The 24656-nt window shown below is 40.9% G+C and carries 16 protein-coding genes and 1 pseudogene; 8 read left to right on the top strand and 9 right to left on the bottom strand.

The features are described 5' to 3' along the window. Positions 1–214: 214 nt before the first annotated feature. Positions 215–2545, bottom strand: a complete 2331-nt coding sequence (locus NSMS1_RS04245) for an EamA family transporter (protein WP_224091393.1) — start codon at positions 2543–2545, stop codon at positions 215–217. A gap of 1018 nt (positions 2546–3563) precedes the next feature. On the opposite strand from NSMS1_RS04245, the gene NSMS1_RS35010 reads away from it, so the two are divergent. Next, on the top strand, positions 3564–4988 hold the full coding sequence (locus NSMS1_RS35010) for a calcium-binding protein (RefSeq protein ID WP_317986579.1): 1425 nt from the start codon (positions 3564–3566) through the stop codon (positions 4986–4988). 168 nt (positions 4989–5156) lie between these two features. Here the strand turns inward: NSMS1_RS35010 and NSMS1_RS04225 are convergent, their stop codons facing one another. The 4 genes from NSMS1_RS04225 to NSMS1_RS04210 form a co-directional block, all read right to left on the bottom strand. Then, the gene (locus NSMS1_RS04225) at positions 5157–6437 is read right to left on the bottom strand and encodes an inorganic phosphate transporter (RefSeq protein ID WP_411908662.1); all 1281 of its coding nucleotides are present in this window, start codon (positions 6435–6437) and stop codon (positions 5157–5159) included. Positions 6438–6546: 109 nt separating this feature from the next. Next, entirely contained in the window at positions 6547–7593 is a 1047-nt protein-coding gene (locus NSMS1_RS04220; protein ID WP_224091385.1) for a zinc-dependent dehydrogenase, read from the bottom strand. Between the two features lie 55 nt (positions 7594–7648). Continuing rightward, complete coding sequence (locus NSMS1_RS04215; RefSeq protein ID WP_224091383.1) at positions 7649–8215, bottom strand: PIN domain-containing protein; 567 nt, start codon at positions 8213–8215, stop codon at positions 7649–7651. 59 nt (positions 8216–8274) lie between these two features. Next, positions 8275–8727, bottom strand: coding sequence for a helix-turn-helix domain-containing protein (locus tag NSMS1_RS04210; protein ID WP_224091381.1), 453 nt, complete (start codon positions 8725–8727; stop codon positions 8275–8277). Between the two features lie 158 nt (positions 8728–8885). Here NSMS1_RS04210 and NSMS1_RS04205 point away from each other — a divergent pair, with 158 nt between their 5' ends. Beyond that, a complete protein-coding gene (locus NSMS1_RS04205; RefSeq protein WP_224091379.1) occupies positions 8886–10379 on the top strand; it encodes a serine/threonine-protein kinase in 1494 nt (497 codons plus the stop codon). A 1-nt stretch (position 10380) separates the two neighbouring features. On the opposite strand, the gene NSMS1_RS04200 is transcribed toward NSMS1_RS04205, so the two are convergent. After that, on the bottom strand, positions 10381–11421 hold the full coding sequence (locus NSMS1_RS04200; RefSeq protein ID WP_224091378.1) for a M50 family metallopeptidase: 1041 nt from the start codon (positions 11419–11421) through the stop codon (positions 10381–10383). 283 nt (positions 11422–11704) lie between these two features. Here NSMS1_RS04200 and NSMS1_RS04195 point away from each other — a divergent pair, with 283 nt between their 5' ends. Together NSMS1_RS04195 and patX are read left to right on the top strand one after the other, a co-directional pair. Next, positions 11705–13465 carry an FAD-dependent oxidoreductase gene (locus NSMS1_RS04195; protein ID WP_224091376.1) on the top strand — a complete coding sequence of 587 codons (1761 nt, stop codon included), beginning with the start codon at positions 11705–11707 and terminating at the stop codon, positions 13463–13465. 114 nt (positions 13466–13579) lie between these two features. Beyond that, a complete protein-coding gene (gene patX / locus NSMS1_RS04190) occupies positions 13580–13795 on the top strand; it encodes a heterocyst-inhibiting protein PatX (RefSeq protein ID WP_224091374.1) in 216 nt (71 codons plus the stop codon). Between the two features lie 473 nt (positions 13796–14268). Here patX and NSMS1_RS04185 read toward each other — a convergent pair whose 3' ends face one another. Next, positions 14269–15168: a ferritin-like domain-containing protein gene (locus NSMS1_RS04185; RefSeq protein WP_224091372.1), complete on the bottom strand. Its 900-nt coding sequence runs from the start codon at positions 15166–15168 to the stop codon at positions 14269–14271. A 358-nt stretch (positions 15169–15526) separates the two neighbouring features. On the opposite strand from NSMS1_RS04185, the gene NSMS1_RS04180 reads away from it, so the two are divergent. Further along, complete coding sequence (locus tag NSMS1_RS04180; protein ID WP_190465743.1) at positions 15527–15730, top strand: hypothetical protein; 204 nt, start codon at positions 15527–15529, stop codon at positions 15728–15730. A 129-nt stretch (positions 15731–15859) separates the two neighbouring features. On the opposite strand, the gene NSMS1_RS04175 is transcribed toward NSMS1_RS04180, so the two are convergent. Both NSMS1_RS04175 and glnA read right to left on the bottom strand, forming a co-directional pair. Beyond that, a complete protein-coding gene (locus tag NSMS1_RS04175; RefSeq protein WP_224091370.1) occupies positions 15860–16699 on the bottom strand; it encodes a hypothetical protein in 840 nt (279 codons plus the stop codon). A gap of 472 nt (positions 16700–17171) precedes the next feature. Next, positions 17172–18596 (bottom strand): type I glutamate--ammonia ligase, encoded by a 1425-nt coding sequence (gene glnA / locus NSMS1_RS04170; protein WP_224091368.1) that lies wholly within the window; start codon positions 18594–18596, stop codon positions 17172–17174. A 360-nt stretch (positions 18597–18956) separates the two neighbouring features. Here glnA and apcB point away from each other — a divergent pair, with 360 nt between their 5' ends. The 3 genes and pseudogenes from apcB to NSMS1_RS04155 form a co-directional block, all read left to right on the top strand. Next, positions 18957–19466, top strand: coding sequence for an allophycocyanin subunit beta (apcB, locus tag NSMS1_RS04165; protein ID WP_224091366.1), 510 nt, complete (start codon positions 18957–18959; stop codon positions 19464–19466). 645 nt (positions 19467–20111) lie between these two features. Next, positions 20112–24446 (top strand): pentapeptide repeat-containing protein, encoded by a 4335-nt coding sequence (locus NSMS1_RS04160; protein ID WP_224091364.1) that lies wholly within the window; start codon positions 20112–20114, stop codon positions 24444–24446. Between the two features lie 40 nt (positions 24447–24486). Next, a pseudogene (locus NSMS1_RS04155) lies at positions 24487–24654 on the top strand (S4 domain-containing protein); the annotation flags it as partial. Positions 24655–24656: the final 2 nt, after the last annotated feature.

Here is a 24656-nt window from a genome sequence, read left to right as displayed (position 1 = left end):
AATAGTACATCTGTTTTATAATCTTGAATTTAAAACCTTGATTTACAGTTCATTCGGGGATTTTTGCCAAAATGCTACTTATTTACTTGTGGTATTAATAGCAAGGCCACAAGACTTTATACCATTTCACAAACAAGATGATACAGATAAAAACGCCCAAATCTATGCTAAGTCTGGTGTTTTGAATTTTGCATTTTGAATTGGTTTAAGGTTTTCAGTTTTCGGCACTAGATGGTTTATTGGGATTTGGGATTTTGCCAACGCTAAAAGCTGCTGCACCAAAAGTTACAAACAACACCCCAAATACTTGCACAATATTTAAAGTTTCTTGAAGTACCAAACCAGCAAAAATTACAGTCAGAATTGGTACACCTGCACTAATAATTGCCGATCGCAATCCACCTAGTTTACCGACACCAATGTGGCTAAATACATAGCTCAACAGCGTTAAAACACCCAAAATAAAAGCACTTAACACTATTTCTAGTAAGTTAGAACGGTTAATTACTAAAGTCCAATTTTCGGGTAGGGGTAACATCAAAAAGATGAAACTCAAGCCCAACATAGTGACGAAGTTAATCAAAGACAAACAGACAGGATGGACTTTGGTAGCACATATACGAGTCAGGATGAGGTAACAAGCAAAAGCAGCACCAGCAAGAACGGCGGTGATTGTAGCAAAGGGATTGCTAACAATACTAGTGTTGGTTACGCCGGAAAAAACTAGTACCTCACCGCAGAAAATAGCCCCGATCGCACTGATGCGAAACACACCAGGGCGATCACGAAATAGTAACCAAGACAGTAAGCCGTTAATGAGTGGGTAGGCGAAGAAAAGAGCGATCGCTACACCTGTGGCTACTTGACCAATGGCAAAATAAATTAGCACCTGCGATAAAAACAAAAAGCAGCCGCTAGCAAACACATACTGGACAAGTTTTTGCGGCTTGGGATTAGTTGCAGATTGATTATTACCTAACGATTGCTTGAGGTTTTGCAAATCTTGCCACACTTGCGGATACATAATCGGAGCCAACAGTATCATCAGTGGTACAACCACCATCAACCGCAAAGTGAGGATTAACATAATATTTCCCAACGTTGGCGAGATTAAACCCGCTACCTCCAACGCAGAGGAGAGTTGAGAACTTTTATAGAACATCCCCTTAAGTACCACGTTGTATAACGATGACAACACCGTAGATAACACAACCAACAAAAAACCCACTTGAACAGGGGATAAATTTGACGATCTTCGTGATCTTGATGAGGAATTTGTTGATCCCCTTCTTACTACTGGTGCAGGTGGAGGAGAAGGAGTTCTTGTCTCAGATGAATCTCGATTAAGTACAGAAACAGGCTCTGGTGGCTTTTCTGTACTCTGTGAGAATTTAGTCTTAGATGTGGAAACAGGCTCTGGTGGTTTTTCTGTAGTTGGTGGAAGTTGAGTTTTGATTGTGGAGACTGACTCTGGTGGTTTTTCTGTAGTTGGTGGAAGTTGAGTTTTGATTGTAGAAACTGGCTCCGGTGGTTTTTCTGTGGTGGGTGGAAGTTGAGTTTTGATTGTAGAAACTGACTCTGGTGGCTTTTCTGTGGTGGGTGAAGATTTAGGCGCAGTCGCAGCTAATTCTCTACTAATTACCGAAAGTGGTTCCGGTGGTTTTTCTGGAGATGGTGGTGATTTAGTCTCACTTTCTGGGGAGACTTTGGGGGTCACAGACTGCGGCTTTTGAGGAGTTTCTTGGGGTGCGGTTGTAGAATTTTCAGGAGTAATAATAATCGATTGCTTAATAGCCTTGGCTTCCTCCACTGGCGCAGGGGTTGACGATTGTTGCTCTATTTGCAAAACCGTAGGTGGCGAATTTATAACCACCTTCTGCGGGGTTGGAGGTTGTGGTTCTGAAGGCTGTAAAACTGTTGGCGGGGATAACTTGACGGATGCTTGTGATGTTTCTTGGATGGCTTTAGTCAGTTCCCCGCGTAGACGAGTAATTAAATCCTCTACAATCGTTTCTCCTTCCTGCTGTTGACTATACATCCTAGACAACTGCTGAGAGAGATTACTCTGGTAGTTTTTGAGTTCTTGTTGGAGAGAATTAAAGGCGATCGTTAGGTTATCATCTAAACTCCCCAGCATTTTTTCCACCTGCTCGTTATTTTCTGCTGCGGGTGCGATGATTTGGGCTGATTTGAGGGCGGCGATTTGACTCTCTGTTTGATTAGCGATTTTTGCTAAAGATGATTGCAGTTGAGAACAGATGTGCTTGGCTAAAGCTTCTGATAATTGACGAATTAGGACTTGCTGTTCAGTAATTCGCCGTACCTCTTGTAAATGCTCTTTTTCTTCGATTAACTGTTGAATTTCCTCACTTAATCGTTCTTTTTCCGTCTGTAACTTTTTAATTTCTTCCTGAAATGATTTGAGGACATTCTGCTTTAGACTGTCTAAATCCTCCACAACAGCCCATAGAGCTGTTTCTGCTGCCCTGGATAACTCACCTCGGACTCGCGGGTCGTTGTCTGGTCGCTTCTCAAATCGCCCCATTAGCTTCTAACCTCTATACACCTTGACGATACAGCTGCTGCCTGTAAATTTGCGTCGCGCTAACTCTAATTTCCTGTATTTTGTCAGATAAACTTAAAAATCTTAACAGGACTTACGGATATCAAAGTCATTTTGTCATGACTAACCCAAGGTTGGCAAAGCATATAATTTGACTGGCAACCTACTAGTGACTTACACAATGAGACTCTTGGCTGTTGTTGGGTGTAAGAGCATTGAATACCTACACCCCTCATACACACATCTCTGAGATAACATAACTACTTAAGTTTTCGTTTTCATGTGTAAGTCGTGTACTAAAGTGGACTTTTGTCAATCTTATGGCTGTATCTATCAGCCTGATTTCAGTCCTCAATACCCAAGTAAGATTTATTCCTCAATCAATAACTCACTAAATATAAATACTTATTATTTTTGTGGCAACAGTAATTAATAAGGATCTGCAATTAGATACTGGTCAATAAAAAAACTGGTAGAGTTGTCAGATTTAATCTGAGATTTATGCAGAATGTAGCTAGATTAACAGTTTAGAGTTTTGGATGGGGTTTATTTGCTATCTTTTACTGAAACTTAAATCATTCCCTGCACATATCCTAATTAATTAATTGCCATTTTGCCAAAAAACTTCTACCAGGTCTTAGGTAGAGCTAGAGGACAGGGTTAGGTTTGTCACAATGAGTAAATATATTTACAAAAGTGTATAGATATGTCTTCCTAGCGTCTAGAGTACAGCAATACATATAGTCTATTGAAAAAATTTTAATAGTCATTTGCATAATTCCTGAGCCTATCCCTGATAAGAACCTAGAAAGAGCAAAGGGATTCAATACTTTTATAAAAAAGTAATTAATGCCGTAATTTTTATTATTTGAACTAAAAGATTAATTCTTTAAGCCTTTTTTCAATTCAGAAATAATGGCATTAATCACTATGAATATACAAAAAATTATTGATCCCTCATTTACAAATATCAAATCAAATTCTCAAAAGGAGACATAGTATGGCTGTAATTAAAGGCGATCCTTGGTGGCGATTTTGGACTCGGAATGATGTTTTAGACGGTAATTCTGAGGACGATCAAATTTACGGCTATGAAGGAAACGACACCCTTAATGGCAATGGAGGAAATGACCAGCTTTATGGAGGAAATGGTGATGATAGCCTCTATGGCGGTGATGGTTTTGACATTCTTTATGGTGAAGCTGGTAACGATTACCTTAGTGGAGGTAATGGTAATGACACCCTCTATGGAGGCGAAGGTAACGACATCCTTTCTGGAGGAGCAGATAACGATGTATTAGATGGCGAAAATGGAGACGACCAGTTATTTGGTGATGCAGGAAGCGATCGCTTGTTTGGTTGGTACGGTAACGATACTCTCAATGGAGGCGATGGTAATGACTTCCTCTACGGTGAAGGCAATAATGATACCCTCTATGGCGGTTCTGGTGACGATACCTTAGATGGAGGAGATGGGTACGACAACCTTTATGGAGGCGTTGGCAACGATACTTATATTGTTGATAGCCCTGTCTATGACACGGTTATAGAGTACGCTAACGAGGGCATTGATACTGTCCGTGCTAGTTCTGACTATGCTTTGGGTGCAAACGTAGAGAACCTATTATTAGTAGGTATGACGGCTAATGGTTATGGCAATCAACTGAACAATGTAATTACTGGTAATGAAGCGGGTAATTCCCTTTACGGCTATGACGGTGATGACACGTTAAATGGTGCAAGCGGTAATGACTATTTAAATGGTGGCAATGGCAACGATAAACTCTATGGAGGAAACGACAACGACTATTTAGATGGTGGCAATGGCAACGACGAACTCTATGGTGAAGCTGGTATTGACACTTTATTAGGAGGCTATGGTTACGATACCCTCTATGGCGGTTTAGGAGATGACGGACTTTACGGTCAAGAAGATAATGATTATTTATATGGACAGGAGGGTAATGACTATCTAGATGGTGGAGATGGTAGCGATTCTCTATATGGCGATTTCTTAGGGCAAATCGGCAATGATACTTTGATTGGTGGTGCGGGAAATGATTACCTTGAGGGAGGAGATGGTAATGATACTTTAACTGGTGGTAGTGGCGCTGATATGTTCAAGTTCTATTACAGAACCACGGCTGGTATCGATACTATTACCGACTTTAATGTCTTGGAAGATAAGATATACTTTAGTGATGTTTTCGGCTCTGGAATGGCTTGGGGTGATTTAACTAGCGATCGCTTTGTCTTAGGTTCTGCCGCAGTTGACAGTAACGACAGATTTATCTACGACAGTAATACAGGTGCTTTGTTCTTCGATTACGATGGTGCAGGCGGTAGGGATCAAGTGCAATTTGCTCAACTATCTACAGGTTTAAGTTTGAGTGCTGCCAACTTTGTGATCACTCCTGCTGGTTAATCTATTGAGATTCTGTATTGTGCCTTCTTGTTGGCAGTTTTCAGGGATGATTGAGAGGCTAAAGCTATTCCTCTACATAAGCCTAGCCTCTATATCAATTCAAAATTAACAAAGCCATACCTGAAGAGTACTATTTCTGAAAGCAACACTCCATCCTAATTCATTATCTTAAAAAAATAAAATCCGCGCAATGCTAAAGATGGCAGCACTCAGAATGGCACTTATCGGGACTGTTACTAACCATGCAGTGGCAATACCTTGGAGAGTTTGAAATTTTACCGAGCTGAGGCTTTGTACCAGTCCTACACCAACTACGCCACCTACTAAAGCGTGGGATGTAGAGACAGGTAAACCCATACGGGAGGCTAATAAAATAGTGGTCGCTGTGGCTAGTTCTGCACAAAATCCACTACTAGGTTGCAAGGCGATAATGTTTTCCCCAATTGTCGCAATTACCTTTTCACCCCAAACCGCTAAACCACCAACAATCCCCGCACCACCGAGAATTAAGATCCATAGGGGAACGGTAATACCATCGCTAGGAACTTGCCCAGTTTGATTAATATAGACGATCGCCGCTAAAGGTGCGATCGCATTCCCCACATCATTAGAACCATGTGCAAAGGCGACAAAGCAAGCACTGAGGACTTGGTAACGAGCAAATAGGGATTCGATGGGAGTGGGGGAGGAGGGAGATGAGGGAGAAATTATTAACTCCTGCCTCTTTTCTAGCTGTCGCCAACTGATGAAAGATAGCCCGACTGCGGCCAATGTTCCTGTTACAAGGGGAATATCGTGGGGGGGAATGTTGATACCGAGTTGATTAATGAGGTAATCAGTTAAGGGTTGAGTGAGGGAAGGTAGGACGATTACGCCAAATACACCTAAGAGAACTGCACTCAACCAAGGAATCCATTCTTTTAACTGGGAAATTTGATTTGGTTGTTCTAATATCCAGTGTTTAATTAGACTGTAAAATAAAGCCGCGATCGCACCACTGATCACAGGGGTTAAAATCCAACCAATCGTGATTAAGCCAATGGATGACCAATCGATTGCACCTATTCCTAACGCTACCCAACTAAAACCAGCGATCGCACCTACTACTGCATGAGATGAAGATACTGGTAAACCGCGAGATGTGGCAATCTGTAACCATACACCACAAGAAATTAGCACTGTCATCATGCCAATAACTAAAATTTGCGGTGTAGCTGCAAATAATTCGGGGTTAGCGACTTTTGTTGCTAGGGTTTCTGTTACCTCATTTCCAAACAAGACAGCACCACTAAACTCCAACACCCCAGCAATAATTATTGCTTGTCTCAGAGTAATTGCTTTAGAACCGACAGAAGTTCCCATTGCGTTGGCAACATCGTTAGCCCCTAAGTTCCAGGCGACATAGAAGGCTAATAGGGCAACTATTACTAGGATGATTGATATTTCCATACTAGGGGTATATACTTCTGCTGCGCTCGGTAAACGGGTGTAAAGGTGTAGGGAAGAATAATTTATTTACCTAATCAACTGTCAACTGTCAACTGTCAACACCCCTAATTTACGGATAAATCAGGATTTTATAAGTTTCTGGTGTCGGTGCGATCGCTTGATCTACGGCTGCTGATAAATCTTTTAGGGGATAGCGATCGCTAATTAATGCTTGCACATCAATACGGCGATTAAATACGATATCCGCCGAGAGATTTTGTAAGCGATAGGATGAACTGTAACTACCCATCAAGTCGATTTCGCGGCGGTAGAGAATGTTGGGGTTCAGGGGGATTTCTAATTCGTCGGGAAATTCGGCAAAGAACAGGATTTTTCCACCCTTCCTAGTACAGTCTAGGGCTTGGAAAAAGGCTTTTTCACTGGGAACAGCTAACAGTGTGACATCAACACCTAAGCCATCGGTGAGGGCGTGGATTTTTGCGCTTAAATCGGGATCACGGGCATCGAATGCTGCTTCTGCACCAACGTTGAGAGCTTTCTCTATTCTTGAGGGTAACAAATCAGTGGCGATCGCTTTTGCCCCAAAATATTTAACCAACATGATAAACATTAACCCAATCGGCCCCGCCCCAGTTACCAGAACGGTTTGCCCTGGCGCAATTTGGGCTTTTTTGACTGCTTTTAAGCAGCAGTTGGTTGGTTCAACAAAACTCGCTTCTTCAAAACTGATATTGTCGGGGATCGGAATCAAACCACCATTTTCGACAATATGGCCAGGGACTTTGACATATTCGGCAAAACCACCCCCACTTGGGTTAAATCCGGCTGTGGTGGAGATGTTTTTGTAAACATTGCACATGGAAAAATTATCATTCAAGCAGTAGGCACAACGCATACAAGGGATATGGTGCATGACTGCTACCCGTTGTCCTACCTGCCACCCTTGTACTTGAGAACCGACTGCGGCAATAGTCCCGGCTGTTTCATGCCCGAAAATACGCGGTGGTTCGTAGAGAGGATAGCGAATTTTTTTAATATCCGACTGACACAAACCCACGACTCGCACCTGTACCAGTATTTCATCTGGTTCCAAAGATGGTACGGGGATATCTTCGTAAGATAGCTGATTTACGCCTCTAAATACCTGTGCTTTCACGCTGATTTTTCACCGCTCAACGATACTAGATTTAACATTATTAGTCTACGTTGAGCTATAAGTTTTTGGGTTGCTCAGGTAATATATTACTAATATTGCTAACGAAGCCTGGTACTTCTCTATTAAGTAGTTCTAATAATTCTTTGAGCGTCATTGGTGGCTTTTTTAGACCTTGAGACTGTCTTTGCAAGACTTCTATCATTTTTTCTTGATTTAATCCACATAACATAACTAAAAATTCATCTGGAGACTGTGCTTGTATGTTCCAGGGAGAAAGGTCCTTCTCTTTGAAGTGCTTAAGATTTGAAGTAACAATTATATTAGCCTGAGCGATAACAGCCGCCGCGACAACATGGCGATCGCTTGGATGATTTGTCATCCTTTCACTTAAGTTATCTGGTACTTCAACCATTGCTTCTGGAAAAGCTGTTTTAATTCTGGTTTCTAATCTTTCTGCTCTTTCTAAAGAAATTCTTCCTGTGGACACCAAATTGCGAGTTGCACCATCAAGAATTTCTTGCGACCAAAAAGCTAAGTAAAAATCAGCTTCAGATGCACGTAATAAAATATCCCGTAAATACATTGGGAACAGTACGCAGGAATCAAGCACAGCACGTAACATTGATTTGTAGTATAAAGGCTACATCCAATCTATCGAATCAAATTTTAATAACAAAGTTCTCATTCATAAAACCCTAGTTCTTGACTTTCTGCAATTAATTCATCTAGTAATTGTCTGCGCTTACTATCTCGCTCCTGTTTGTACTTCAACAAATCGTCAAAACGCACACGCCGATGTGCGCCTACTTTGATATAAGGAATGTCGCCTTGCTTTAGTAATTTAATGAGATAAGGGCGTGAGACATTAAGTAAGTCGGCGGCTTGTTGGGTTGTGAGTTCTCGACCATAAGTAACTATAGATACAGCCTTACCCAAGGACATTGCATGGACAACTTGACGCAACACTTGATAAAGCGACTCAGGAATAGTAATTGCTTCTTTATTAGCTCCTAATAGTTTTGGTTGAAAGTCTTTTATGTTAAGTATGCGCTCGATTTCTTGAATATCTGAAGCTTCTTGTTCTTGAGCGATGACTGACTCTAAAGACTGATGATGCTCAGATTGAATAGCCATTGTACTGAACTTTAATAATTGTGTAACTCTAGTATATATCAAACTACATAAACGAAATAATCGAAATATATAATCAAAAAACTTAAAACTAAGAACAAATACTCCCCCCTTGGCAGTTGTCAGACTGAGGTTAAAATACAAACATTCTTTAATTGTGTGTGGTAGGGTACGCTCTATCGGAGGCGATCGCATTTATGTTAAATCAGTTGCTTGACGGACGCTATAAAATTACCAAAGTCTTGGGCGCGGGTGGTTTCGGTAAAACCTACATCGCCGAAGACATCAAACTCTACAATAATCTTTGTGTCGTCAAGCAACTCCAGCCGATGGCTACCGATCCCATGACGTTGCAAGTAGCTAGGCGTTTATTTGAGTCGGAAGCGCAGCTATTACATAAGTTAGGAACCCACGATCAAATTCCCCAACTACTGGCACACTTTGAAGAACACGAAGAATTTTTTCTTGTCCAACAATTTATCGATGGGCATCCTTTGAGTGATGAACTGACTCCAGGTAAACGATTGAGTCAAGACTATACTGTCGCTTTATTAAAAAATATTCTCCAACCTTTAGCCTTTGTCCATCAAAATAATGTGATTCACCGGGATATCAAACCACCTAATCTGATTCGTCGTAATAGCGATGGCAAAGTTGTACTAATTGATTTTGGTGCAGTGAAACAGATTAGTACACAGGTAGTTAATGGTGAAGGTATTACTAAAATGACTGTAGGCATTGGTACGGCTGGCTATATGCCCAGTGAACAAAGTCGTGGTAGCCCTAGATTAAGCAGCGATGTTTATGCTGTGGGTATGATGGGGATTCAAGCCTTGACAGGATTAATGCCGCATCAGTTAGAAGAAGATATACAGACGGCAGAAATTCGCTGGCGACATTTAGTTTCCGTAAGCCCAGCATTGGCGGATGTATTGGATAGGATGATACGTTACGACTTTCGCCAACGTTATCAGTCAGCTATGGAAGCTTTAGCGGCGGTGCAGAATTTGGGTAGTGCCTACGCACCAACGCAAACATCGGCAACACCAGCATATACACCAACTCTACCGATGACACATTCAGGGGATAATCCATACTTAGCCGAGCCTCCCTTGCATTCTCCACCACCAAACGTTCCTGCCCAGTATCGTCAAGAAATTCCCCAACAGCCTGTATCTGCACCTCCACCTGTAACTACCAAACCCGCGAAAGTAGGACTAGGTTTTTATTTGCAGTGGGTGTTAGTCAATGTTGTAGGTTTAATTGCCGGAACTTTTATTGGTGCGATCGCCCAAATGCTGGTACAACCGCTAGGTAGAATAATTAGTGAGCAAGTTCTAGCTGCAACGATGGGTTTAACCATCGGCTATATGCAGGCATTAGTATTAAGGCGACAAATTCCCATATCTGAAAAGCAGTGGATACTGGGTACTACTTTTGGCGTTTGTCTTTCCCTCATGTTGTCAGGAAAAGACCCTGCAAATTCTTTATTTTGGGCTGGCCCTGTAGTGGGAACAATTCAATGGTGGATAATGCGACCAGTAGTTAAGCAAGCTGGCTGGTGGATTATAGTAAATAGTCTGTTGGGTTGGATTGGTGGAATTGTTTCGGGAGGAGCGTTAATTTTACTTTTAAAAAATTCCAAAGATGTTTAATTCAAATATAATTAATCTCTTTTTTTATCCTCTGGAGAATTAGAGGTGCTGCACCAACTTTCCCAGCCTTTTCTAACCAATTGTTGACTTTATCTTCATTACCCAAATAATAGTCGGCTTTCGCAATGTAACAACAACTAACCGCTTTATCAATTGCCTCATTACCCTCTTCTGTGAACGGTAATAGCATTTCCTTACCTTCGCTATATCTACCTAACTCAACCAGGATAGCTCCTCTAGTTCCTTGAATAGTTTTGATATCGCTAGATAAAGCTATTGCTTGTGCAGACCATTTATCAGCTTTATCTAAATATTTTATTTCTCCATAATTAATAACAATTGAAGCTAAGATATCAATTATATAAAGTTGATCCCTTTTAGGTAGACCGGGGTAATGTAATATTTGCTCTAATAAATCAATTACTTGTGCAAAGTCCCTCTTATTAAATTCTGCTTGTACCTTATATAATATTTGTAAGACTTTTAAATTATTATTAAATAAATCTGGTGCAGAAGTTTTCTTATCTGTATACCTGTCTAAACCTAAAAGTTTCTGAATAAATTGCTGCTCAGTTTTTGTTAAAGCATTAATTAGTTGCTTACCATCATTAGAGAAAACATTACCATATAAATTTACATCCGTTGGTAGGATACTACCAACAAACAACAAAAACTCAATACAGATGATAATAGGTATGCTAATCAAATATCCTGGGTCTGCTATTTGTAAAATATATTTTGCATAAATTATGCTGAATAATAAACAAAAGCACAAGTTAACCATAGGGCCAGCTAGATACATCAATGCCAGCTTAGTTTTCACTTTATCTAGGGTTAAATTAGATGTATAAGTAATCCCGCCGCTAGGAATTATTCTAAACTCAAACAAAGAATTAAGTAATTTAACATTAAATATTTTATGTCCACTACCAACTATGACTAAATAGGGTTGAAATCCAAAAATTTTGGCTACGATAAAATGTCCCATCTCATGGCAAAATATCGAAACATGTAGCCATAAAAGAGTTAATATAAGTGCCATTGGGAAATAATTGGTGTATTAAATGAAAGAATCAAACTATCTTTATTACCTATAATTCCCAAATATTTAAGATTTTTATCAGTATATATACGCTGTTTAAGAGCCTAATTCAATTTGATTTCAATAAATCTCTTGCTCCCTTGAAAAGTCCCTTTTAACATAATTAATACTTAAATCAGCAATAATATGTTCTCGTGGTCGCTTTTTCTGATCATTGAGTATGCTGTAAAGCTGGCATTTTTGTACCCATCGTATTAAACAAAATTTTAGTGAGGTTAGAAAAATGGTTCATCAAACTTATATAACTGATGTGTTAGTCGTTGGTGGTGGTACTGGAGGAACGGCTGCGGCTATTCAAGCGGCGCGACGGGGTGCAAAAACTATTTTGGTGAGTGAATTTTCTTGGTTAGGGGGAATGTTAACTGCGGCTGGGGTATCTGCACCTGATGGAAATGAATTATTGGCATTTCAAACGGGGTTATGGGGTGCGTTTTTACAAGAGTTGCGACAGCGACAAGCAGGGGGCTTAGATAATAGTTGGGTGAGTTTTTTCAGTTATGATCCCCGTATTGGTGCAGAAATTCTTGCTGACTGGGTGAAGGAATTACCGAATCTGCATTGGATTTGTGGACAAGTACCATTAGAAGTTTTGCGTCAAGAAAATCGCGTTACTGGTGTGAGGTTTGCCGACTTTACCGTACAAGCAAAAATCACAATTGATGGTACAGAGTTAGGAGATTTACTAGCTTTAGCAGATATTCCTTATCGTTGGGGTTGGGAATTGCAGTCTGAGTGGGGAGAACCAAGCGCCCCTAGTAGTTTTAATGAGATAACCCAAAAATATCCCGTGCAGTCACCTACTTGGGTAGTAGTGATGCAGGATTTTGTAGAACCAGTTGCGCCAGAAATTCCTCCTGCGCCTAATTATGATCCGGCACTGTTTGCTGATGCTTGGAAAAACTATGGTGCAGAGCAATTCTTGAACTATGGGCGTTTGCCTGGTAATCTATTTATGATTAACTGGCCGATTTGTGGCAATGACTACGGTGAAGGGGTAGGAAGACTGATAGAATCAGCAGCAGCTAAGGATGATTTTTTCCAGGAATCTCGTTGGCATAGCCAAAATTTTGCTCATTTCATCCAAAAGCAGCTAGGTAGGCGTTATGGTTTGGCAGAACAAGTTTTTCCTGACACTTCATCGGCGTTGGCATTGCATCCATACTACAGAGAAAGTCGCCGTTTGATAGGACTGACTACGATTACAGAACAGGATATTTTGCCAGTTCCAGGCGGTAGAGTAGCATCTCTGTTTCCAGATACTATTGCTATTGGTAATTATGCTAATGACCATCATTATCCGGGGTTTAACTTGCCACTACAACCTAAATCCATCCGTTGGGGTGGACGTTGGACTGGTACGCCTTTTACGATTCCCTATCGTTGTTTAGTTCCGACTACTACAGATGGTTTCTTGGTTTGTGAAAAGAATATCTCTGTTTCGCACATAGCCAATGGGGCGACTAGATTACAACCTGTAGTGTTGGGTATCGGCCAAGCTGCGGGAATGGCGGCGGCTATATGTGTAGAATTAGGCTGTCAGCCGAGAGATTTGCCTGTACAGGAACTACAGGAAGCATTATTACAAGACGATCGCTCTCCTGCGGCGATCGCACCTCTATTTAATCTACCACCCGACCATCCAGAATGGCTGCAATGGCAATTGTCATACATCAAGGAGCCTCAACTATATCCAGTAAGTGGTAATTGTCCGGCTGCTGTTGATAAGTATGATCACCGAAAACAAGGTCAGGTATTTACACGGGGATCAGACTGTTTCACAGGAATTATTCATATTTTAAATCAGCAAGATTACAGATTCGAGATCGCCACACCACCTGCTAACCTGAAACAGTCTTGGCAGCTAGTGACTTTGCGATCGCACATAGATGAGCAGTTACAAGCTTTGTCAGATAAACAACATTTAACAATTTGGGGTCGTCTTAATCATTCTGGTCATTGGTTGTTAGTGGATGACCTTTGTTGAATGCACATTTTTTTAAGTTTTCAGTAAAAAGCACTACTTTTTCACAAAATCTTCCGGACTCGTCACCTAAAACACAGTAGCAATAAATAAGAGATTTACAAAGAGGCTTTTAAAATGCGTGCTGCTGTTCCAGTTTTAGTTACAAGTCTGGTGTTTGGTTCCCTGATTTTTGATTGCCTGGAAATGGCTAATCGCAATTCAAACTCTTCTAATACAGAATATATGGTTTCATTAAACAATAGACCCAAGCGTAATCAACCAGAAAATCCCGTTCCTCATCGGGGTACAGGACGTAGAAGCTTCATAGAAAATACCCAAATTGCTGTCTAGCGATCGCCTGCGTATGCTCATCAACCTATCACACTACTATCTTTAACAGGCAATCACCATTGGTTTTATAACCAGCAAATTTAAAGACTTTGCAACATTCTTAATAGCTTTTTCGGCAGTTATCAGTCGCTTTTAACCCGCTATTACAAAAATAATGTAATTAGTCGTCCAAATTGACAGTACCAGTACTTTTCACACGAGATATATTTCTGAATTGCTTTTTAAAGCGGCATTCAGGTGAATCATTTCAATTTGGTGCATCTACCTAAAGTTATATCAATTCAAAATTAACAAAGCCAAATTTGGCAAAGGTTCATAAGTCTTTCTTGCTGAATTTTGGACAACTGGTATTAAAGATTTTTTGATAAAAAAATATGGGGCAAACAAAATGCTTACCCCATCATCAAGCTTTAATTTTAATTAAGCTTGTCTAATGCACAATACGCGAACATCCCCATGTGTGCAGATTTTCTCTAGACCTTTGCTGTTTTAGAGTTATTCTCCGGCTTTTTTAAACCATTGAGAAACATTGGCACAAACTTTTCCATAAAGGCTTGGGGGTCACGCTGCCAGGCTTTTTGTGCAAGCTGAAGTCTAGTAAACTGCAATTGGGGTGCTAACAAAGTTTGTGGTAGGCGTTCCATGAGATATTGGGGACGTTGCCACATTGGCATAGTATTTGCTACTTCCACTAAGTTAGCAACTCGTCGTAGTTCTGCACCTAGCGTAATATCCATCCCTGACTCAAAGGCTGCTTGTTCAATAGCCGCATACTTGAGCTTGGCTTGCTCGACTTTTTGGCGATGTTCTGCACTTTTATCTGCTATCTGCGCTAACCAACGATTACCCCAACGAACATGTCCAGCTTCTTCTGGCAGAATTTTTTCAATGGTTTCGCGGATTCTAATATTTTCCTCTGTTTGGGGTGCTTGTTTAAGGGCGTAAATGTGGGCAGAGAAATACTCACAACCACGCTTCTCAGTGACGTTAATCGCAGCTAAGGCAGCAATAATACCATCTTCTAGATCCTCCGCAGCAACGTAGGCATCCTGATCTAGTAACCTTTCAAATTCATCAATGTAGGAATTTCCTGGGGGAGTTCCCACATCTGCACCCAAGTCCACCAACAAATCAGTTAACCACATCGCATGACGTGCTTCATCGGAAATGTGGTGAGATAAATCTTTAATTAGTTCTGGTGGCTTACCATTTAGCTTTTCAATAACATCAGTCAGGTCTTTACAACTGCGTTGCTCACTATAACGATAACGGTTGAGGGTAATCAGGTGAACTTCGCGATCGCGCACTACCTGCTTGAGAACATCCCTCGCACTCAAATTATTCTGAAATTTCTTTGGATAAACAACTGTCATACTTTTATGTGAGTTTGTTAACTTGGGTGACTGGCAGTAATTGAGGTTGTCTCAACACCTGTACTCACACTGCCTCAGCGAAGATTTCCTACATGAGAATAATGTAAACTAATGTAACAAATAAACTATCACTCTTGAGGAAGGTATTTCTTACACCATCCTTATTTCAATGATAACGTCTTATCTTTTTGAGGAAAAAACCGCGATCAGCTATGCTGGGCGGTTACGCCATCGCCATTACAGCAAATATTAAAAAATATTACAAACTAGCAATTTCGTAGCATAAGATACAGAATTATTGATATATTGATTATGGAAAGAAGTCAAACGAACTCAAACTCAATAGGAGGACTGTGATATGTCTATTCAAGAAAAGTCTCGTGCAATCATGATGCGCCAATATCAGCAAGTTAAGAACCGTCAACAATCCATGCTGATGCGTGCAGCACAAGAACTCGGTCTTCCTGCTGAAGAACTATCCCATTATTGGAATCCCACTCAAGGCAAAATCGACCCAACTACACGCGCGATTTATGGCAGTAGCAATGCGTCGATGAGCTAAGTTTTGATAATGCTGCTATCTGTATCTTATTAGGGGAAATATTTAAAACAACGAGCTATTTCCCCTAATCTACTTATAGATAGTGTTTATTGAAAATATACTTTTTAGATTTTTAAATTAAAAATTTAGCTACCTACCATAAAATCTCAAGTCCATCATAGTAATAGTTAATAAGTTGAGTAAGCGGTAGAGATTGTAATACGAGGTTTTAACCTTGTTTAAAGCTTTATTGATAATTGAACGTGTAGGGTATTCTAAAGAGCGTTGCTTCTCAAAATATTCGGCTGTATCTAAAGGATTAGCTTCACCACGTTTAATTGCCTGTAGTTCTAATTTGTCTTTAAAAAACACAATCTCATTCATTGCATCTCTTCTAATAGGTAATCCTACTTTTGCTGCTGCTAAACCTATTGTGTGTCCTTCTCCTCTATAAAAACCCCGCAGTTCAAAATAGGGGGCAATTTTGCCCCAATAATTGAGAAATTCTAATTCAAGGCCTGAATCTCTTGTGACAACAAATAAACATTCATGAACAAAATCGATATCCTCTAGCTTCAGGCTTAACTTGTTCGCCATCTGATGCAGAAGTTTTAGTTCAAAAGGATTTTTATTATGTTTGGTGATATCTTTCCAGACGATTTTGGCTGTAATTCCTGGTTGCCATTTGATGTTTAAGGGGATAGGAGCGAGGATACGCATATCTGCATCCAGAAATAAGCAAGAGTTGAAAAGCGAAATTGCTTTGGCGATCGCAAATCGCTTATCGTGATAACAACCAAAGCTTACTTGATGATGTTTAAATGCCAAAACGTTACTTTGAGACTTAAAATACTTAGGACTATCTGTCAACACGACAAGAGGAATGTCTGGCGAATGCTTTTCCAGGTCTTTGGCTAGTTCTAATGCTAAAGCGCAGTAGTTTTCACCCAAAGCCATAGTGCAGCAACAGAAATTATTCTGTTTTTCCATAGTCTTGAAGAGTAAGTTAGTTTTTGATTATTAGTTTTAAATTACAACATAATACCTAAGTACAATATGTAAAGAGCATATTAATAGTCAAATATTCATAGTCAGCTATGACTTCTTTAAATTACACAGTTATAAGGCAATACGGTTCAGTTAGTAGAACCCAATTCTTCTAGATCCCCCTAAATCCCCCTTAAAAAGGGGGACTTTGATTCTTGTTTCCCCCTTAAAAAAGGGGGGTTAGGGGGGATCAAAAGATTGTGGGACTAGGTTATCAGACTTGTGTGTACACCGTAGTCTTTTTAAAGGGGGTTAGGGAGGATCAAAAGCTTAACTGAACCGTATTGAGTTATGAGGTTCATTGACACTTAACAGTTGACAGTCAAACGTCAGTAGTCCACAACCAACACATAAGAATTGTCAAAAAAAGCCACCCGCAAGGGTGGCAGTTTACACTCGTAGATACGCTTATTAATTAAACGTCGTAGTAGAGATGAAACTCGTAAGGATGAGGACGTAATTGCAACTGTTTAACTTCGTTAGCCAGTTTGTAATCAATCCAGTTTTCGATAAAGTCTTCGGTGAATACGCCTGTTTCTGTTAAGAATGCGTGGTCGTTTTCTAGTGCTTCCAATGCAAGTTCTAAAGAACCGGGTGTGGAAGGAACTTTCGCCAGTTCTTCTGGAGAGAGTTCATAGATATTCTTATCTAAGGGCTGGCCTGGGTCAATTTTGTTTTTGATGCCATCAAGACCTGCACACAACATGGCAGCAAATGCCAAGTAGGGGTTAGAAGTAGCATCTGGACAACGGAACTCTAGGCGCTTGGCTTTGGGGTTAGTCCCAGACAGAGGAATACGGATAGAAGCAGAACGGTTTCCTTGGGAGTAAGCCAAGTTAACAGGTGCTTCGTAACCAGGAACTAGACGCTTGTAGGAGTTGGTGCTGGGGTTGGTAATTGCTAACAGCGCTGGTGCGTGCTTGAGAAGACCACCAATGTAATGCAACGCCATTTCGCTCAAACCTGCATACTTATCACCCGCGAATAGAGGCTTGCCATCTTTCCAGATAGACTGGTGACAGTGCATACCAGAACCGTTATCGCCAAAAATTGGTTTTGGCATGAAAGTAACAGTTTTGCCATGCTTATTAGCAACGTTCTTGATGACGTATTTGTAAATCATCAACCAGTCGGCAGCTTCGATTAATTTACCGAAGCGGAAGCCTAATTCGCACTGACCACCAGTTGCTACTTCGTGGTGATGTTTTTCGATGGGTACGCCTAATTTCGCCATCGTCAACAGCATTTCTGTCCGAATATCTTGGAAAGAATCTGTTGGTGCAACAGGGAAGTAACCTTCTTTAAACCGGGGTTTGTAAGCCAGGTTGGGTTTATCTGGTGTACCTTCTTTACCAGAGTTCCAAATACCTTCTACAGAGTCTAGGAAGTAGAAGCCTTCGTTAGCGCCTTGGGCAAAGCGGGCGCTGTCGAAGATGAAGAACTCAGCTTCTGGGCCAAAGAATGCTGTATCACCAACACCAGTAGAAACTAGGTAGTCGATAGCTTTTTGAGCGATAACCCGTGGACAACGATTATACCATTCTCCTGTACGGGGTTCTTTGATGCTACAGGTGATACTGAGGGTAGGAACTTCCATGAATGGGTCGATCCACGCAGTGTTAGGATCGAGAACCATTGTCATGTCGGATTCGTTGATTGCTTTCCAACCCCGGATGCTAGAACCGTCGAAGGGAACGCCGTCGGTGAAGGAGCTTTCATCGATTTGATTTTGGTAGACGGTGAGATGCTGCCAAGTACCTACTGTATCGATGAACTTGAGGTCAATCAGCTCAATTTTTTCATCTTGAATTTTTTTCAAGATTTCTTGTGCAGTTGTCATTTTTACTCCTTCTCTGCCAATTTCTTAAATTCAAACCAGAATCGCCAAAGCATCTAAACCCTACTGATTGGAACAAAGTTGATGACACACCTGAAATATCCTAGATTCTAAACATTAGTTATTTTTGTAGCCTTTGTTACAGAACGCCTGGATTACAGGTAATATTAACCTTTCTTTCGATATCTACACAAAAGGGGAAAGTTAATCACATAGGGGTCAACTTTGGCATAGAATCCATAAGTAACAGATAGATCGTTTTTGTGCCGAATCTATTTTTAATAGCACAAAAATTTATTACTGGTGCGTAGTGCAACCAAATTAATATCAAATCATAGATAGCAACGATTGGGAGAAGAAGGAATGCGCGATGCGGTAACAAGCTTAATTAAGAATTATGACGTTGCTGGTCGGTATTTTGACCGGAATGCGATCGATACCCTCAAAGAATATTTTGATAGTGGTACTGCTCGTGTACAAGCAGCCGCCGCAATTAACTCTAATGCAGCAGCACTTGTCAAGCAAGCAGGCTCTAAGTTGTTTGAAGAACTACCAGAGTTGATTCGTCCCGGTGGTAATGCCTATACTACTCGTCGTTTGGCAGCTTGTTTAAGAGATATGGACTACTACTTGCGCTACGCTACTTATGCGTTGGTTGCAGGTAACACCAATGTTTTAGATGAGCGGGTGCTACAAGGCTTGCGGGAAACCTACAATTCTTTGGGTGTACCCATTGGCCCTACAGTGCGTGGTGTGCAAATTCTCAAGGATTTGGTTAAGTCTCAAGTTGTCGGTGCAGGTATTACCAACACCGCTTTTGTTGATGAACCTTTTGACCACATCACCCGCGAGTTAAGCGAGCAAGATGTGTAAAAGGCAGTGGTTCTCTTTCCCTCCAGGACGCTGCGCGTTGGTGTAGCCTCTCGCAGAGAACAGAGACGCTAAGGCGTTAGCGCAGCCTCTGTCTACGACACGCTCCGCGAACGTAGAGAACGACTGCGCGGTAATCGAGCGAAGTCGAGATTCACCAACCAGAGGCAGAAGGTAAGAATTACAATCTGCTTTTTGTCTAGTTTTCTGTGTCTAGTTGATTCTTAAAATAAGAATATTGCAGATATCGCACTTTGACCTTATTGGCAAGGTGCGTTTACTTTTTTTAATTATTAATAATAACCTGTAAACATTTATTTACATGATTCAATATAAATTAAACATAAAAAATCTTTGCAGTCTATGTTATTTGATGTTTTAAAAGTGTTTGGTGATGTATCAAATATTTTAAATATCTTAAATGTTCCTTAAAAAGCAGTAGGTTTGTTTCATACGAAGAAAGAAAAATACATAAGTTATGATTTATCGTTTTGTGACGGAGATTTTGACCCTTCTCCAAACCTCTCCCCCACGGGATGAGAGGCTTTGAATTTGTATAAATTATCAGTTTCTTGTGGATTTTCTAAGTAATACTAGGTTATAACCATTTCATGATCGGGGTTGTATTACTAAATATTGATAAAACGTATGTTTATCATTGATGACATTATTAGTGCATTAGTTGGTCAGGGTGTTGAGAATGTGCAAGATAAGCTCTGGCACAATGAAAAAGTATTACAAGTTTTGCAAAAATTTAACCTCAAGCCTGATGACCCATCAAATGATTTTGAGGGTGTTTATGTTTATACTTTAATTGAATATGGGATTGGAAAACCCAAGGTTATTTTAGAGTTATTCAGGGAACCTGAGATTCAAAGTGAGTTTGAAAAGGCATTTAGTCAAAATAAAAATTTTGATTTTAAAAAGTTAGATAATTGTATTGAGAGTTTTGCTATTGGTGATGAAATTAAACGGCAGAAAATCGATTGTCGTCAGGAATTAGCTGAATTTGCTAGTTTATTTATTGAAATTACTAAACGAGCTAGAACACCAACAGAAATTTTACAAGACCATAAACTCGATAGTTTACAACGTACTTTAAATCAAATTCGGGAACAGGTAAGCCACCTTAATTTAGCAGCCGTTCAAGAACAAGTTAACCAGTTATTACAAAGTTCTCAGCAATTATTACCACCGTCACCAGTAGCGAGAGAAACAGAATTAGCTAGAAGTTTGCGGGATTGGTTTAATTCGCTTGGTTATAAATTTGAACAGCCTGAAGTTTTAGAAGCTGAATATTTTGAATGGATTATTAATATCCCTAAACGCCGTGGTTATGACCGGATTTTGATTCGGGGAGTTGAGGGAGAAGCAAATATTAATGATGTGAATGCTGTTAAGGAAGGGATAGAAAAGTACAAAACTGATGAAGGGTGGGTGGTTGCACCTCGGAGAGTCAGTAAGTTGGCTAGAAAGGAATGTGAAAAATTTAAGGACTCAGGTGTTTATTGTTATACGTTAGATGAATTAATTGAGGCTGATGCTGATTTTACTGGTTATTTTGAATGGTTGGAACAACAGGTAATAGAAAAGGAAATTGATAAATATTATGTGCCGTTGGCTTGTATTAAGGAGGAAGTTGATTTAGCCACGAAGGGGCGCATTGGCATTAGCCACTATGGTAGAGAAGATGGTTGGATTGACCGCTATGTTAATAACTGGTTGGCTGATCCAGTGAAGGAACATTTATCAATTTTAGGGGAATTTGGTACTGGTAAAACTTGGTTTGCTTTTCATTACGCTTGGGAGGCTTTGAAAAAATATCGACAAGCAAAACAAGAGGGTTCACCTTTACCGCGTATTCCTGTAGTGGTTCCTTTGCGGGATTATGCAAAAGCGGTGACAATTGAATCTCTCTTTTCTGAGTTCTTTTTCCGCAAACATCAAATTGGTTTAGCAAATTATTCGGTTTTTGAACAGCTAAACCGTATGGGTAAATTATTATTAATTTTTGATGGCTTTGACGAAATGGCCGCGCGAATAGATCGTCAAGAGATGATCAATAATTTTTGGCGGCTTGCTAAGGTGGTTGTTCCTGGTGCAAAGGCGATTTTAACCTGTCGCACAGAACATTTCCCTGAAGCTTTGGAGGGACGCAGGTTATTAAATGCTGAGTTAAAAGCTTCTACTGCTAATTTAACGGGAGAACCACCGCAGTTTGAAGTTTTGGAATTAGAGAAGTTGGACGATGAGCAAATTAGGCAAATTATTAGTTTTAAAGCTAAACCGGAAATTGTCGAATATATTACTCACAATCAACAATTATTAGATTTGGCGCGTCGTCCGGTGATGATTGATTTAATTATTGAGGCTTTACCGGAGATTGAAGCGGGAAAACCTGTAGATATTTCCCGTGTTTATCTTTATGCAGTGCGTCACAAGATGGAACGGGATATTAAATCTGTACGCACTTTTACCACAATGGCACAGAAGTTATATTTTCTGTGTGAATTATCTTGGGAAATGCTGTCTACTGAGACGATGACTCTCAATTATAAGGAGTTTCCAGACCGCATTCGGCGTTGTTTCGGTCAAGAAGTACAGGAACAAAAAGATTTAGACCATTGGCATTATGACATGATGGGGCAAACCATGTTAATTCGTAATGCAGATGGTGATTATTATCCGGCTCATCGGTCTTTGCTAGAGTTTTTTGTTGCTTATAAATTTGCTAGGGAATTGGGGATTTTAGCTGATGATTTTCGAGAAATTGTTGATGTTATACCCTATGACCAGGGGATAAGTGAGGTTGATTTAACTCAGACTTTTGGTAAAACCCTGTTAGCAAAAGCAGTGTTGGATTTGATGTGTCCGATGTTGTCTGCATCAGCTAATGAACGTTTGTTAGAGGTAGTTAAAGGAACTAAAGGCAAAACTGAAACAGAAGTTGGTTACTGTGGTAGTAATGCGGTACAGTTACTAATTAAAGGTAATCGTTTTGCACTAGAAAAACAGGATTTGAGTCAGACGGTGCTTCCAAGTGTAGATTTTAGTCAGGCAAGTCTACATAGTGTTGACTTGACTAGGGCAGATTTACAGGATTCGGTTTTTGCTAGGGTGTTGACCACTGTTTGTACAGTTGCTTTTAGTCTTGATGGGAAATTGTTGGCGACAGGTGAGGAAGATGGCAGGGTAAGGTTGTGGAATGCCAACAGTGGTAAGGAGTTGTTAACGTTAATAGGTCATAGCAGTGGGGTTAACTCAGTAGCCTGGAGTGGGGATGGTCTGACTTTGGCTAGTGGTAGTGATGATGAGACAGTGAAACTGTGGGATGTGCAGGCTGGGGATTGTCTCCTGACTCTGGCTGGTCATGACAGTCGTGTTAACTCAGTAGCCTGGAGTGGGGATGGTCTGACTTTGGCTAGCGGTAGTGGTGATGAGACAGTGAAACTGTGGGATGTGCAGACTGGGGATTGTCTCCTGACTCTGGCTGGTCATGACAGTCGTGTTAACTCAGTAGCCTGGAGTGGGGATGGTCTGACTTTGGCTAGCGGTAGTGGTGATGAGACAGTGAAACTGTGGGATGTGCAGACTGGAGATTGTCACTTAACTCTAGCTGGTCATAATGGTTCTGTTTTGTCAGTAGCATGGAGTGGAGATGGTCTGACTTTGGCTAGTGGTAGTGATGATGAGACAGTCAAACTGTGGGATGTGCAGACTGGAGATTGTCACTTAACTCTAGCTGGTCATAATGGTTCTGTTTTGTCAGTAGCATGGAGTGGGGACGGTCTGACTTTGGCTAGTGGTAGTGATGATGAGACAGTCAAACTGTGGGATGTGCAGACTGGAGATTGTCACTTAACTCTAGCTGGTCATGACAGTCCTGTTAACTCAGTAGCCTGGGGTGGGGATGGTCTGACTTTGGCTAGTGGTAGTGATGATAAAACAGTGAAACTGTGGGATGTGCAGACTGGGGATTGTCGTCTAACTCTGGGTGGTCATAATGGTTCTGTTTTGTCAGTAGCCTGGAGTGGGGATGGTCTGACTTTGGCTAGTGGTAGTGGTGATAAAACAGTCAAACTATGGGATGTGCAGACTGGGAATTGTCGTCTAACTCTGGCTGGTCATGGCAATTGGGTTAGGTCAGTAGCCTGGAGTGGGAGTGGTCTGACTTTGGCTAGTGGTAGTGGTGATAAAACAGTCAAACTGTGGGATGTGCAGACTGGGAATTGTCGTCTAACTCTGGGTGGTCATAAAGGTTCGGTTTTGTCAGTAGCCTGGAGTGGAGATGGTCTAACTTTGGCTAGTGGGAGTATTGATGAAACGGTGAAACTGTGGGATGTGCAGACTGGGAATTGTCTCCTGACTCTGGCTGATCATCATGAATGGGTGTTCTCAGTAACCTGGAGTGGAGATGGTCTAACTTTGGCTAGTGGGAGTATTGATAAAATGGTGAAACTGTGGGATGTGCAGACTGGGGATTGTCTCCTGACTCTGGCTGGTCATAATGATTGGGTTAACTCAGTAGCCTGGAGTGGGGATGGTCTGACTCTTGCTAGTGGGGGTATGGATAAAATGGTGAAACTGTGGGATGTGCAGACTGGGGATTGTCTCCTGACTCTGGCTGGTCATAATGATTGGGTTAACTCAGTAGCCTGGAGTGGAGATGGTCTGACCCTTGCTAGTAGTAGTCGTGATAAAACAGTCAAACTGTGGGATGTGCAGACTGGGAATTGTCGCCTGACTCTGGCTGGTCATAATGATTTGGTTAGGTCAGTAGCTTGGAATGGGGATGGTCTGACTTTGGCTAGTAGTAGTGATGATGAAACAGTCAAACTGTGGGATGTGCGGACTGGGGATTGTATTGCTACTTTTAGCCATCAGTTATATGCAGGGTTGAAGATTAACGGTGTGAAGGGGTTGACCCAGGCAGAGATATTAAGTTTGAAAGCGTTGGGGGCTGTGGAAGATGAGGGACATTGAGGAGATATAGTATTTCAATAATGCTTGTGGACGGTAAGACTTGGTTAAGCAGCGACTCGATACATTATTGGTAGAGTTAAATTTATGTAATTCTCGCGCTTTGGCACAGAGGCTAATTCAGGCGGGAGAAGTAACTGTTAATCAACAGGTGATTGATAAGCCTGGGACTGAGGTTGATGTCGCGGCTGAGATTAAAATTAAGGAGCGATG

Origin of the sequence: Nostoc sp. MS1, from assembly GCF_019976755.1 — a bacterium.
GTDB lineage: Bacteria > Cyanobacteriota > Cyanobacteriia > Cyanobacteriales > Nostocaceae > Trichormus.
This window is presented reverse-complemented; position numbering and strand designations above follow the sequence as displayed.

Excerpts from the sequence above, each read along its gene's own strand:
- NSMS1_RS04245 (WP_224091393.1), bottom strand. The coding sequence starts at position 2,545 with ATGGGGCGATTTGAGAAGCGACCAGACAACGACCCGCGAGTCCGAGGT.
- NSMS1_RS35010 (WP_317986579.1), top strand. The coding sequence starts at position 3,564 with ATGGCTGTAATTAAAGGCGATCCTTGGTGGCGATTTTGGACTCGGAAT.
- NSMS1_RS04225 (WP_411908662.1), bottom strand. The coding sequence starts at position 6,437 with ATGGAAATATCAATCATCCTAGTAATAGTTGCCCTATTAGCCTTCTAT.
- NSMS1_RS04215 (WP_224091383.1), bottom strand. The coding sequence starts at position 8,215 with ATGTTACGTGCTGTGCTTGATTCCTGCGTACTGTTCCCAATGTATTTA.
- NSMS1_RS04210 (WP_224091381.1), bottom strand. The coding sequence starts at position 8,727 with ATGGCTATTCAATCTGAGCATCATCAGTCTTTAGAGTCAGTCATCGCT.
- NSMS1_RS04200 (WP_224091378.1), bottom strand. The coding sequence starts at position 11,421 with ATGGCACTTATATTAACTCTTTTATGGCTACATGTTTCGATATTTTGC.
- NSMS1_RS04195 (WP_224091376.1), top strand. The coding sequence starts at position 11,705 with ATGGTTCATCAAACTTATATAACTGATGTGTTAGTCGTTGGTGGTGGT.
- patX (WP_224091374.1), top strand. The coding sequence starts at position 13,580 with ATGCGTGCTGCTGTTCCAGTTTTAGTTACAAGTCTGGTGTTTGGTTCC.
- NSMS1_RS04185 (WP_224091372.1), bottom strand. The coding sequence starts at position 15,168 with ATGACAGTTGTTTATCCAAAGAAATTTCAGAATAATTTGAGTGCGAGG.
- NSMS1_RS04180 (WP_190465743.1), top strand. The coding sequence starts at position 15,527 with ATGTCTATTCAAGAAAAGTCTCGTGCAATCATGATGCGCCAATATCAG.
- NSMS1_RS04175 (WP_224091370.1), bottom strand. The coding sequence starts at position 16,699 with ATGGAAAAACAGAATAATTTCTGTTGCTGCACTATGGCTTTGGGTGAA.
- glnA (WP_224091368.1), bottom strand. The coding sequence starts at position 18,596 with ATGACAACTGCACAAGAAATCTTGAAAAAAATTCAAGATGAAAAAATT.
- apcB (WP_224091366.1), top strand. The coding sequence starts at position 18,957 with ATGCGCGATGCGGTAACAAGCTTAATTAAGAATTATGACGTTGCTGGT.
- NSMS1_RS04160 (WP_224091364.1), top strand. The coding sequence starts at position 20,112 with ATGTTTATCATTGATGACATTATTAGTGCATTAGTTGGTCAGGGTGTT.